This window comes from Hymenobacter tenuis (assembly GCF_054780495.1).
In genome coordinates this window covers 243,583-255,704 of sequence record NZ_BAAGWF010000001.1, presented here as the reverse complement: position 1 = coordinate 255,704, position 12,122 = coordinate 243,583, and the positions used below count along the sequence as shown (strand labels likewise).

Genomic DNA, 12,122 nt, shown 5'->3' with positions numbered 1-12,122 from the left:
GGTTACACCGGGCTGACGGCGTTGCCGCTCGGTTCGGTGGTAGAACCAGGAGTGCCGTTCTGGTCATTGTTTAGGCCAGGCAGGTTCAAGTCGGGCAGGTCGTTGCCCAGCGGAACGCCGGGGTGCTCCTGCTTCCGCTCGCTAAGCGTTTCGCTGCGGTCGGTGCCAGCCATGTGCGCCTGGTAGGTGGTCTGACTGTCGAAAGGACGAGGACCAACCAAACGAACCAAGTCATCCTGCAACAGAATTTCTTTCTCCAGCAGCTCTTTCGCCACTACCTCCAGTTCATGCCGACGCTCAGTCAGCAGTTCTTTGGTCCGGATGTAGGCCTGCTCGATAATCGTGCGAACTTCTTCGTCGATCATCTGCGAGGTAGCTTCCGAATACGGCTTACTGAAGCCATACTCGTTCTGCCCTTTTGAGTCGTAGAACGATACGTTGCCGAGCTTGGCATTCATGCCGTACATCGTCACGATGCTATAGGCCGTTTTCGTGATGCGCTCCAGGTCAGAAAGAGCACCAGTCGAAATCTTGTTGAACACAATTTCCTCGGCGGCCCGGCCACCCAACGTCATGCACATTTCGTCCATGAGCTGCTCGGTGTTGTAGAGGAACTGTTCGCGGGGCAGGTATTGGGCGTAACCCAATGCAGCCACACCACGGGGCACAATGCTCACCTTCACCAACGGATCAGCGTGCTCCAGGAACCAGCCCGCAATGGCGTGGCCAGCTTCGTGGTAGGCTACTACCTTTTTCTCACCGGGGCTGATGATTTTGTTTTTCTTCTCCAGGCCACCAATCACGCGGTCAACGGCATCAGTGAAGTCCTGCATCGTTACCATCTTCTTATCGCGGCGCGCGGCAATCAGGGCAGCTTCGTTGCAGACGTTGGCAATTTCAGCACCAGCAAAACCAGGTGTTTGCGCCGCCAGCTTCTTCGCTTCTACATCGGGGCCCAAGGTCAGGGGCTTCAGGTGTACATTGAAGATCTGGGTGCGGCCATTGATGTCGGGCTTATCAATGCTGATCTGGCGGTCGAAACGACCGGGGCGCAGCAAAGCTGAGTCTAGTGTATCAGGACGGTTGGTAGCGGCCAGGATAATAACCCCGGAGTCGGTACCGAAACCATCCATTTCTACTAGCAGGGAGTTCAGCGTGTTTTCGCGCTCATCGTTGCCGCCGGGCATGTTACCGCGTGAGCGGCTCCGTCCGATGGCATCAATCTCATCAATAAAGATGATGCAGGGCGCCTTGGCTTTGGCTTGCTTGAACAAGTCACGTACTCGGGCCGCACCTACGCCCACGAACATCTCCACGAAATCGGAGCCCGAAAGCGAGAAGAACGGCACATCGGCCTCACCAGCTACAGCTTTCGCCATCAGGGTTTTACCCGTACCAGGAGGACCTACCAGCAGTGCACCTTTCGGGATTTTGCCACCTAGGACAGTAAACTTGGAAGGATTCTTCAAGAACTCTACGATTTCCTGAACCTCTTCCTTGGCTTCTTCTAGGCCGGCAACATCCTTAAAGGTGATTTTTACTTTGTCGCCGCCTTCAAACAACGCCGCGCGCGACTTACCAATGTTGAAGATCTGACCGCCGGGCCCACCTGCTCCGCTCATGCGGCGCATCAGGAACCAGAAGCCCACGAAAATAACAATCATGAAGCCCCAGGTGGTGATAAAGTCACCGTAGCCCCGGTCTTCCGTGATTTTCAGGCCTACCTGCCGGTCAGCGGGCAGGGTAGCCTGAATTTTGTCGAAATCTTCCTTAAAGGTTTTACCATCGACTACCCGGAAGTTGAACTGCGGACCAGCCCCCCCGGTAGCCGTGAGCGGGCCCCGACGAACGAGGCGCTTGGCATATTCCGGCTTCTTGATGGAAGCAGGCTTTAGGGTAACCTCCACATGCCGGTCGTTCTTCAGCGTTACATCTGCAACGTCGCCGGCCACCAGCATTTGTTCGAAGTCACGCTGCTTGATTTCAACCAGCGGATTGCTTTGAGACAAGTACACCATCCCGAGGATGAGCACCACTAGTCCCGTCAGCACCCAGAGCTGCATACCCGGCCGCGGTGCGGGGGTAGGCAGCATATTTTTTTTCTTTTTGGGCGTTGTATCAGACATGTATTGAGTTTGCTAAGACAAAAACAAAGGCGGAACACGCCAACCGTGCGTTTGTTGGCGCGCCCGCCCGCATTCTGGAAGACGCAGTTGGCGTGGTTTTACTTTACCGCTGCCGACGTTTCTTCTTCTACATACGTAATGTCCGCATCGCCCCACAGTTCTTCCAAGGCATAGAACTGCCGACGGTCGCGCAGAAACACGTGCACCACCACGTCCACGTAGTCGAGAAGCACCCACTCGCGATTCATGCGCCCTTCGGTTTGCCAAGGGTTCTGACCGGTAAGCTTTTCTACTTCCTCCTCTACGGAGCGGGCAATAGCGTCAATTTGAGTATCTGAAGAAGCCGAGCAGATTATAAAATAATCGGCTACGGCATTTTTAAGGTCTTTTAGATTAAGCACCACGATATCGGCTGCTTTCTTCTCTTGCATGCCGCGTACTACTACATCTGCCAACTTGTCCGAATCCTGCCGAACCAGGGTACTTTTCATGGGGTATTATTAGGTTTGAACGTCACAAAGTACGAAAATCAGGTGGACGCTATATCCCCCCAAACTCTCTTCACGGGCCAACAGCTTGTCTGGTTGCCCGAATGCGCCTCAACAAACACTGAGGCACAGCTACTGGCAGGCCAAAACCGGGCCACGGATGGCTGCTGCGTCATTACCGACAAACAGACCGCCGGCCGGGGCCAACGTGGCAACCAGTGGGAAGCAGCGCCGGGCGAAAACCTGACGCTGTCGGTGGTGTGGCACCCGGGCTTTTTGCCCGCCGCCGACCAGTTTTTGCTTAGCCAAGCCGTAGCACTAGCCGTGCACGATTGGCTAAGCTCCTTGCTCGGCCCCGACCCGGCGTTGCGCGTCAAGTGGCCGAACGATTTGCTTTTCGGGAGTCAAAAGCTAGGAGGTATTCTGATTGAGAACACACTTAGTGGCTCGAAGATTCAGCATAGCGTGGTTGGAATAGGGATAAATATTAATCAACGTGAATTTGACGTTGTTACGGCCACTTCGCTGGCATGTTTAACTAACCGAGCGTACCATTTGCCGCTACTAGCTGCCCGGCTGCTCGAAAGCCTAGAGCGCCGCTACCTGCAGCTGCGCGCTGGCCGCATTGGCAGCCTCCGGACGGAATACTTGCGGGTACTGTATCGGTATCAGGAAGAGCACGAGTACGAAACCGGCAACCAGCGGCTCAGAGGCCAGATTATGGGAGTTGATGAAGCAGGCCGCCTAGCGCTGGCTGTACAGGGGCAGTTGCGCTACTTCGATTTAAAGGAAATTCGCTACCTATAAAAATCCGGTGAACCCCAGAACAGATACTAGCTCTGAAAAATAGCCAACTCTATGTATATGATTTTAGCTTTTCGCCTGGTTTACTGCTAAAACAGGTTAAACAGCGCATGTATATAACTGTTATTATATTATAATTCAACTATTTACGATGATTTGTCGTACATTTGATTAAACCCAGATGCAACTATTGGTTCTAAAGTAGCATCTGGCTGGCAATGACTCTGAAATTCCAAGGCACGGTACTTGCCTTAAGTGCCTGACGCCCCCTTGGACTGTCTCTTTGTCCCGGCCGGGCATAATTTTACACTTTGACTTCAGCGCGGGCCTAGGCCGTTGCGTTTTGATACTGACTGAATGCCATGAAAATTTCTACTCGCTTTTTCCCCGTGTTGCTGCTAGTGCTCTGGCAGCTGCCTATGCTGGCGGCCTCAGTCACGTTGGGCTCAGGCAACACCGGTCACCGCTTTCATCCGTTGGCAGTACGCGCCAAAACGCCCGCCCCTTGGCATACAGCTCAGGCTACTCCGGCTAGCGCCTCAGTAGCGGCTAAAGCGCTTTCACCTTCGTTGTCGGTATACCCTAATCCTTCGCGGGGTCTTATCACGGTATCGGTGGCGCAAAAGCTTCCCTGGGCCGACTACAAGCTTCGTTTGAGCAATATCATTGGCCGTGAGGTGCGCACCGTACTGCTGCGCCCCGAGGCGGCCGATGGCGGCATGAGCCTCAACCTTTCTGATTTGCCGGCGGGTATGTATTTCTACAGCCTCGTGCAGAACGACAAGGTGCTTTCTACGAAGCGCTTGATGCTGCAGAACTAGCTAGCGTTTCTATTAGCACAAAAAAAGCAGCCTGAAACCGGGCTGCTTTTTTTGTGCCGTATCGGAATTAAGAGCAAAAACTGGCTTCGTGCACGCAACCTCGTTCACGCCTCTCGCTACTTATTCTCTACTTTTGGTCTTTCACTGATTCTATTTCGGACCTTACCCCCGTCGTTCAGCCGTGGATCGGTTCTTTCCGGTCTCTTTTACCTACCTATGCGGAGTTACAAAAGCCTGAATAATCTAGTGGGCTGGCTGGTGTTTGCCATTGCCACCATTACGTACATGCTCACGCTGGAGCCCACAGCGTCGTTCTGGGACTGCGGCGAGTTTATCGCCTGCTCATACAAGTTGCTGGTTCCGCACCCTCCCGGAGCCCCTACGTTCCTGCTGCTGGGCCGCCTGTTCTCGCTGTTTTCCTTCGGCGATGTTACCAAAGTATCGGTGCTGGTAAACATGCTGTCGGCCCTGAGCTCTTCCTTTACGGTGCTGTTCCTGTTCTGGATCATTACCATGCTCGCGAAGAAGATGGTGCTGAACCGTCCTACGCAGTTTGATGAGCGCGGCTTCGAGCCCACCTCCGGCCAAACCTTGCTGATACTAGGTGCTGGCGCCGTCGGAGCCCTGGCCTATGCCTTCTCTGACTCGTTTTGGTTTAACGCCGTCGAGGCTGAGGTGTACGCCATGTCGTCGTTGTGCACGGCGGCTGTGGTATGGCTGATGCTGAAGTGGGACAACCGCGCCCACGAGGCCGACTCTGACCGGTGGCTGGTGCTCATTGCCTATGTTATCGGCCTCAGCATTGGGGTTCACTTGCTGAACTTGCTGGCAATTCCGGCCCTAGGCTTTATCTACTACTACCGCCGTAGCCAGAGCCCTACCACCTTGGGTGGTTTTATCACCCTAGTAGTGAGCGGCGTAATTGTGGGCCTGATTCTGGCCGGCATTATCCCGGGCTTGCCCACGCTGGCCGGCGCCTTCGAGGTGTTCTTTGTCAATACGTTTGGGTTGCCCTTCAGCTCCGGCCTAGTGATTTTCCTGGTGCTGTTCGTGGCTCTGATCTGGTTTGGCTTTCGCCAGTCGTTCAAGCGCCGCAGCCGCCTGCTGAACACCGTGATGCTGAGCTTCGTGTTTATCCTGATTGGATACTCGTCTTACCTCATCGTCCCGATCCGCAGCAGCTACCACCCCACCATCAATGAAAACGCCCCGGAGGATGTCCTGTCCTTCGTGAGCTACCTGAAGCGCGAACAGTACGGCGACCGGCCGTTGCTCTATGGGCCACAGTTCAACGCCCAGCCCATTGCCCAGACGGAGGGCGCCCCGCGCTACGTACGCCAGGGCGATAAATACGTGGTGGCCGAATACCGCCCGGTGCTAGAGTATGAAGCCAGCGACAAAATGCTGCTGCCCCGCCTGTACAGCAATGATCCGCTGCACCTCTACAACTATAAGAAGTGGGTTGATATTCAGGAAGGCGTGAAGCCCACCATGGGCCAAAACCTGACGTTCCTGTTCAAATACCAAATGGGTCACATGTTCTGGCGCTACTTCATGTGGAACTATGTGGGCCGCGAAAGTGACATACAGCAAGCCGGTATTCTGTGGGGAAGCCACGCCGGAGCCGGTTTGCCTGAGCGTATCGCCGACAGCCCCGCCCGCAACGCCTTCTTTGCGTTGCCGCTTATTCTGGGGCTGCTAGGCTTTTTCTACCATGTGCGCCGCGACGGTCGCAACGCCTTCATTGTAGGCTTGCTGTTCTTGTTCACAGGTCTAGCCATCGTTATTTACCTGAACCAGCCGCCTATTGAGCCCCGTGAGCGGGATTACACCTTTGCTGGCGCCACGTTTGCCTTTGCCATCTGGATTGGCCTTGGCGTACTGGCCCTGGCGGAGTTGCTGCAGGCAGTTGTGAAGTCAGAAACGGCACGTGCTGGCGTGGTAACGCTGCTAGGCCTTGTAGTGCCCGGAATCATGGTGGCGCAGGGCTGGGACGACCACGACCGCTCCGACCGCTATAACTCCGTTGATTCAGCCAAAAACCTGCTGAACTCGCTGGCTCCGAACGCGGTGCTGTTCACGAACGGCGACAACGACACCTTCCCGCTCTGGTACGCCCAAGAAGTAGAAGGCGTACGTACCGACGTGCGCGTGGCCGTGCTTAGCTACCTGAATACTGACTGGTACATCGACCAGATGAAGCGCCGCGCCTACAAGTCGCAGCCGTTGCCCATCTCGATGAAGAATGAGAACTACAAGCAAGGCACCAACGACTACCTGCCCTACGCCGAAAACCCGGCCGTAAAGGAGATGGACGTTCGGCAGTTTATGCAGCTAGTGGAGCAGAACAGCCCCTTGCTGCAGGTAAGCTACGGCGACGGTTCGCGCACGCTGCTTTCCTTCCCGGCCCGCAAGTTCTACCTGCCTATCGACACTGCTGCCGTAGACAAAATGGGCATCATTCCGGCCGGGCGCCGCAAGCAGCTGGTGCCGCGCATGGAGTGGGAAGTAGGCAAGAGCGCCATCGAGAAGAAAAGCCTCGTGATTCTGGACATTCTGGCTACCAACAACTGGCAACGCCCGGTATACTTCTCCAGCACCGTTGACTCCCGTGACTTTATGGGGCTGCAGCCGTACTTCCAGCTGGAAGGCATGGCCTACCGTATTCTGCCCGCCAAAGACCCTAGTTACGAGCCCACCAGCCGTGACGAAGGCTATGTGGCCACGGACCTGATGTACAATAACCTGATGAAGACGTTCGCCTACCGCGGGCTGAATAATCCGAACATTTTCTACGACGAGAACAACCTGCGTTTCCCGGCTAATTACCGCGACAAGTTTGCGCGCCTGGCCAACACACTGCTTGCCAACGGCGACAAAGCACGCGCCAAGCAAGTGCTGGACAAGTGCTTTGAAGTAATGCCCGACAAGGCAATTCCGTACGATTACTATGTGCCCGAATTTATTCCGGCCTTGGTAGCAGTGGGCGAAAAAGAGCGTGCCAACGAGATTATGGATACCATGACCGGCCGGGCCGAACGGGCGCTAGCCTACTACAGCACCCACAACAGTGGCCTCTTCGATCAGGAATTCCAGACGTACCTGATGACGCTGAACAGCGTGGGCCGCGCCGCCGAGGAGATTGGCGACCAGCAGCGGGCTTCCAAAGCCATTGGGCTGTTGCAGCAGTACTACAAGCAGTAAACACTAGGCCTCGCGCCCTCTGAAAAGCCGGCTCCTGAAAAGGAAGCCGGCTTTTTTCGTAGAAAGCCTACCTTGCTGCCCACCATCTGCTCGTACTGTCGTGAAAACATCTGGTTTGTTACTTCTGCTCCTGCTTTCCCTTGGCACGGCGCTTGGCCTAACCGCCGCTCCCCGGCGCGACTTTGCCAGCCAGTACCGGCCTGGTCGGCGCATTATGGTGGACACCCGGCGGGAAGGTGACAGCCTCCGCATTTACCTGCGTTTTCCAACCCGAGCCAGCATTCGGCGGGGCTTTCCGCTGCACGTGGTGGCCTGGCTCGATTATGATGCGAAGCGGCCGCTTTGGCAGGATACAGTGCGCCGTTTTGCCCAACGGCTCCGCCCCGATGGGGAGGCTGCCCGCATTGATTTCTGTCTGCCTCTTTCTAGACTGCGGGTAGGACAAGTGATCAGCATGGCTGCCGGTCCAGCCGATGAAGCTGCTTCTGGCGATGCCGCTTGGTTTCAGCTGGCTCCCGAACACCTGTCCCGCCCCTTCGTGCTTACTGACTCCCTAGGTTACCCCTTGCTGCGCCGCTACGTGCACGTGGGAGAAGCCTTCGGAGTAGATAGCTACGGCCTTGATGAGCCAGTGCGCGCCTATCGTTATCCGTTAAGCTCACTGGCTGCGGCCCCGCCCATGTCGGGTCCTGGCGCGCTGCCTCCGCAGCCACGCACCCTGAGTGCGCTGGATTCGGCCATGTTTCAGGCCGGAAGTTTTCTGCAGTTGCGCTCCGGGCTTTACCTGCTGCGGGCCGGTAATGCTAGCCTTCGGAGCGGAGTTTTGGTAGAAGACAATAATTTCCCGGAGCTAACCTCTGCCGACGAGCTGATTGCGCCGCTGATTTATATGACCACCTCTGAGGAGCGTAAAAAATTGTTTGATGCGCCTGACCCTAAAAAGGCAGTAGACCAGTTTTGGCTTACCGTAGCGGCCGATAACCAACCCATTGCCAAGCAACTTATCCGCACGTATTATGGCCGGGTGCAGGAAGCCAACGAACTTTTTTCGGCCCATAAAGCGGGCTGGCTCACCGACCGGGGCCTGCTTTATCTGGTGCTAGGACCGCCAGAAAGCGTGTATCGGGAGGGCAATGAGGAGCGGTGGATCTATCGCGCCGACCAGAGCATGGGCGGCACGTTCGTGTTCCGCGCCAAACCCAGTACCTTTGCACTTAATAACTATGAACTGGTGCGCCGCCCCGAGTACGAACAACTCTGGTATGCCGCCGTGGAGCAATGGAGAAAAGGACGAACCGCCCGCCCCGGCCGCTAACTGAGCGCCGCCAATTTTTTGATTCTGAGAACCGCCCGGTACCTAACCGGCGGCCGGCCTCCCGTGAGGATGAAGGCCGCTCGGGCCATGATCGGCCCGACAAGCCATTCTACCCGCACAAGCCCGCTCAGGACCGCAGCATCGACATGATTTTCGGGTTGCGCCCCATCCTGGAAGCCATGAACGCCGGCCGCACCCTGGACAAGATTTTCTTGCTGCGCGGCACCAAAAATTCCATGACGCAGGACATTCTGGAGATGGCCAAAACGGCCAGCATTCCGGTATCGATGGTGCCCGTGGAGAAGCTGGATGGCATCACGAAGAAAAACCACCAAGGTGCCGTAGCCTACGTGTCGCCCATCGATTACATGCCGCTGGACAATATTCTGGCCGGGCTGTATGAGGAAGGCAAAACGCCACTGCTGCTGGTGCTGGACCGCATCACCGACGTGCGCAACTTCGGCTCCATTGCCCGGAATGCAGAGTGCTTGGGGGTTCATGCCATTGTCGTACCTAGTAGAGGAGCCGCCCAGGTCAACGGCGACGCGCTAAAGACGTCTGCCGGTGCCCTGAACCTGATTCCGGTGTGCCGGGAGCCTAACCTGCGGGATACGCTCAATTTCCTGCGCGACTCCGGTGTGCAGATTGTGGCGTGTACCGAAAAGGCCGACTCCAGTCTCGAAGCCGAAAAAGTTGACCTTACGGCACCTCTGGCCATTTTGATGGGTAGCGAGGAAGACGGCATCAGCCCCGAGTATCTGCAGCTGGCCGACCACCGCCTGCGCATTCCAATGGCGGGCCAAATCAGCTCGCTCAACGTTTCGGTAGCCAGTGGCATCATGCTCTACGAAGTGCTCCGCCAGCGCTTGGCTAAGCAGTAATCTGACCCTAGTAAAAGCAGCGGCCCCGCAATCAGGATATACTCTGATTGCGGGGCCGCTGCTTTTACTAGGTGCTGGCTTAGTTGTAACCCACTCCTTTTTTCGATTTTACGTCGGCTACAAACTCTTTCACGCGTTGTTCCTCGGTGCGCTTGCAGATGAGCAGTACGTTGTCGTACTCGGCCACAATGTAGCCTTCTAGGCCCTGTACCACCACCAACCGCTCGTTGGGAGTTTTAATGACGCACTCCTTGGTGTCATAGAGCAGGGCGTTGCCATCAACCACGTTTTCGTCGGCGTCGTGCTGGCCCATGCGGTGTAGTGAGTCCCAGGTACCCAGGTCGCTCCAGCCGAAATCAGCGGGCAACACATACACGTTGTCGGCCTTTTCCATCACGCCATAATCAATACTGATGTTGCGGCAGCGGGTATAGGCTTTGGTAATGAAGCGTTCTTCGTGGTCGGTTCCCAGCTCATGGCGACCTTCGTCGAACACTTCGGCAATATCACTGAGGTAGTGATGAAAGGCTTGGATAATGGCATCGGCACGCCACACAAACAGGCCCGAGTTCCAGAGAAACTCGCCGCTTGACACGAACATCTTGGCCAGTTCCAGATTCGGTTTTTCGGTGAAGGTCTTCACCTTGCGCAGGCCACTGGGGAACACGCCATCCTCGTGACCGGGAGCCGTTTTCACGTCCTGCGGGCGCACTTCAGCATCAATAAACTGAATGTAGCCGTAGCCAGTATCGGGGCGGGAGGGCTGAATACCCAAGGTAATGAGCACGTTATGGGTGCGGGCACCGTCAATGGCCGTCCGGATGGCCTCGCGGAAATTCTCCTCGTGCATGACAGCATGGTCAGAAGGAGTCACCACAATCACGGCCTCCGGGTCGCGCTGGGCAATACGGTAGCTGGCGTAGGCAATGCATGGAGCCGTGTTGCGGCCAATAGGCTCGCCCAGGATCTGATCCGCCGGCAAGTCGGGCAGGTGTTGCTGCACCAGTTCGGTGTAGTCGCGGTTAGTTACCACAAACACGTTTTCGGCGGGGCAGATGCCTTTAAATCTATCAACTGTAAGCTGAAGCATAGAGCGCCCTAGCCCTAGTACATCATGAAACTGCTTGGGATGATGAGTGCGGCTGAAAGGCCAGAAGCGGCTACCAATGCCGCCCGCCATCACAACTAGGTATGTATGCTGTTCCATTGAAGCCGGACGTAACGCCCGCGTTTAGGAAAATGAAAATGCCTAACAGGCCTAATCAAGAAAGACTTCACCTCTGCAAACGTGGCTATTCCAGCGCAAAGAGCAAAACTCTCCTATTAACCCATCAGGCAAGTATAGCGATATATTTTATATATAATAATTTCTGTAAAATATTTAATTATATCAACAAACACAGTTTACCCGCCAGCTAACAGGTAAGTAGCTGTGGCTCTGTATTCTCCGGGCGACATAAGTTACACAAATCCTTCCCTTAACAAGTCGTGTAGATGGATGAACCCGTTGAAACGGCCCTGCTCCGTAACAACTAGCTGGGTGATGTTGCGCTGCTGCATGCGGGTGAGGGCTTCCGCAGCAAAGTCATCAACTTCGATGGTTACGGGAGCTGGCGTCAGGATATCGAGGGCGCGCACAGCATCTAGGCGACCGGCAAAGGTGGAGAGCATGCGGCGTAGGTCACCATCCGTAATAATGCCTACCAGCTTACCATCCTTATCAATAACGGCCGTAGCACCCAGGCGCTTGCCCGATATTTCCAGGATGATGTCTTTGAGTGGTGCCGTATCAGCTACCTGCGGCTGCTGGTTCTGCCGGCTCAGGTCGCCTACCTTTAGGTAAAGCTGCTTGCCTAGCATGCCGCCGGGGTGCAACCGGGCAAAATCCTGGCGCGAAAATTCCCGGCTTTCCAACAAGCACACGGCTAGGGCATCGCCGAGGGCTAGGGCCGCCGTGGTGCTGGTGGTAGGGGCCAAGTTATGCGGGCAGGCCTCGCGCTCTACGGGAGCGTGCAGCACGTAATCAGCCTGCACACCTAGGTAGGAATCGGCGTTGCTGACCAGTGCCGCCAGTGGTACGCCTTTGCGCTTAAGCAGGGGCACCAGCACTTTAATTTCCGGCGTATCGCCAGATTTGCTGATGGCAATGACGAAATCTTCGGGCTGAATCATGCCCAAGTCGCCGTGGATGGCGTCGGCGGCGTGCATAAACAGCGCTGGCGTGCCCGTAGAGTTGAGCGTAGCCACCATCTTACCGGCAATGTGCGCGCTTTTCCCGATGCCGGTTACCACTACCCTTCCTCGTAAAGAGAGTATGGCTTCTATGCATTGTGCAAAATCAGGGGTCAGGGCAATGGCATCGGCCACCCCCTGAATTGCCTCAGCTTCTTGTTGAAGCACTTTTTTTGCAAGTAAGTTGAGTTCGTTCTGTGGTTTCAATCTAAATTTGGTATTGCGTATCGGAAGCCCGTCGGGAGAAATAC

The 12,122-nt window shown here is 55.7% G+C and carries 9 protein-coding genes; 5 read left to right on the top strand and 4 right to left on the bottom strand.

Features of this window, described 5'->3' with window-relative positions; all coding sequences use genetic code 11:
- Nucleotides 1–2: 2 nt before the first annotated feature.
- Both ftsH and rsfS read right to left on the bottom strand, forming a co-directional pair.
- Nucleotides 3–2,126, bottom strand: coding sequence for an ATP-dependent metallopeptidase FtsH/Yme1/Tma family protein (ftsH, locus tag ACYVGU_RS01175; protein ID WP_460620557.1), 2,124 nt, complete (start codon nucleotides 2,124–2,126; stop codon nucleotides 3–5).
- Nucleotides 2,127–2,224: 98 nt separating this feature from the next.
- Nucleotides 2,225–2,617, bottom strand: coding sequence for an RsfS/YbeB/iojap family protein (gene rsfS, locus ACYVGU_RS01170; protein WP_460612896.1), 393 nt, complete (start codon nucleotides 2,615–2,617; stop codon nucleotides 2,225–2,227).
- Between the two features lie 15 nt (nucleotides 2,618–2,632).
- Here rsfS and ACYVGU_RS01165 point away from each other — a divergent pair, with 15 nt between their 5' ends.
- From ACYVGU_RS01165 to rlmB, 5 genes are all read left to right on the top strand, one after another.
- On the top strand, nucleotides 2,633–3,421 hold the full coding sequence (locus ACYVGU_RS01165; protein ID WP_460612897.1) for a biotin--[acetyl-CoA-carboxylase] ligase: 789 nt from the start codon (nucleotides 2,633–2,635) through the stop codon (nucleotides 3,419–3,421).
- 359 nt (nucleotides 3,422–3,780) lie between these two features.
- On the top strand, nucleotides 3,781–4,239 hold the full coding sequence (locus tag ACYVGU_RS01160) for a T9SS type A sorting domain-containing protein (RefSeq protein ID WP_460620556.1): 459 nt from the start codon (nucleotides 3,781–3,783) through the stop codon (nucleotides 4,237–4,239).
- 216 nt (nucleotides 4,240–4,455) lie between these two features.
- Nucleotides 4,456–7,443 (top strand): glycosyltransferase family 117 protein, encoded by a 2,988-nt coding sequence (locus ACYVGU_RS01155; protein WP_460620555.1) that lies wholly within the window; start codon nucleotides 4,456–4,458, stop codon nucleotides 7,441–7,443.
- A 100-nt stretch (nucleotides 7,444–7,543) separates the two neighbouring features.
- The gene (locus ACYVGU_RS01150; RefSeq protein WP_460620554.1) at nucleotides 7,544–8,758 is read left to right on the top strand and encodes a GWxTD domain-containing protein; all 1,215 of its coding nucleotides are present in this window, start codon (nucleotides 7,544–7,546) and stop codon (nucleotides 8,756–8,758) included.
- Nucleotides 8,722–9,639 (top strand): TrmH family RNA methyltransferase, encoded by a 918-nt coding sequence (gene rlmB, locus ACYVGU_RS01145; protein WP_460612901.1) that lies wholly within the window; start codon nucleotides 8,722–8,724, stop codon nucleotides 9,637–9,639. The genes ACYVGU_RS01150 and rlmB overlap by 37 nt, the downstream gene beginning before the upstream one ends.
- Before the next feature lie 79 nt (nucleotides 9,640–9,718).
- On the opposite strand, the gene ACYVGU_RS01140 is transcribed toward rlmB, so the two are convergent.
- Both ACYVGU_RS01140 and ACYVGU_RS01135 read right to left on the bottom strand, forming a co-directional pair.
- The gene (locus ACYVGU_RS01140) at nucleotides 9,719–10,846 is read right to left on the bottom strand and encodes a mannose-1-phosphate guanylyltransferase (protein WP_460620553.1); all 1,128 of its coding nucleotides are present in this window, start codon (nucleotides 10,844–10,846) and stop codon (nucleotides 9,719–9,721) included.
- Nucleotides 10,847–11,100: 254 nt separating this feature from the next.
- Complete coding sequence (locus ACYVGU_RS01135; protein ID WP_460612903.1) at nucleotides 11,101–12,078, bottom strand: KpsF/GutQ family sugar-phosphate isomerase; 978 nt, start codon at nucleotides 12,076–12,078, stop codon at nucleotides 11,101–11,103.
- Nucleotides 12,079–12,122 lie beyond the last annotated feature (44 nt).

Bases quoted from the DNA above. Each gene is read 5' to 3' on its own strand.
- ftsH (WP_460620557.1), bottom strand. From the start codon at position 2,126: ATGTCTGATACAACGCCCAAAAAGAAAAAAAATATGCTGCCTACCCCC.
- rsfS (WP_460612896.1), bottom strand. From the start codon at position 2,617: ATGAAAAGTACCCTGGTTCGGCAGGATTCGGACAAGTTGGCAGATGTA.
- ACYVGU_RS01160 (WP_460620556.1), top strand. From the start codon at position 3,781: ATGAAAATTTCTACTCGCTTTTTCCCCGTGTTGCTGCTAGTGCTCTGG.
- ACYVGU_RS01155 (WP_460620555.1), top strand. From the start codon at position 4,456: ATGCGGAGTTACAAAAGCCTGAATAATCTAGTGGGCTGGCTGGTGTTT.
- rlmB (WP_460612901.1), top strand. From the start codon at position 8,722: ATGGAGAAAAGGACGAACCGCCCGCCCCGGCCGCTAACTGAGCGCCGC.
- ACYVGU_RS01140 (WP_460620553.1), bottom strand. From the start codon at position 10,846: ATGGAACAGCATACATACCTAGTTGTGATGGCGGGCGGCATTGGTAGC.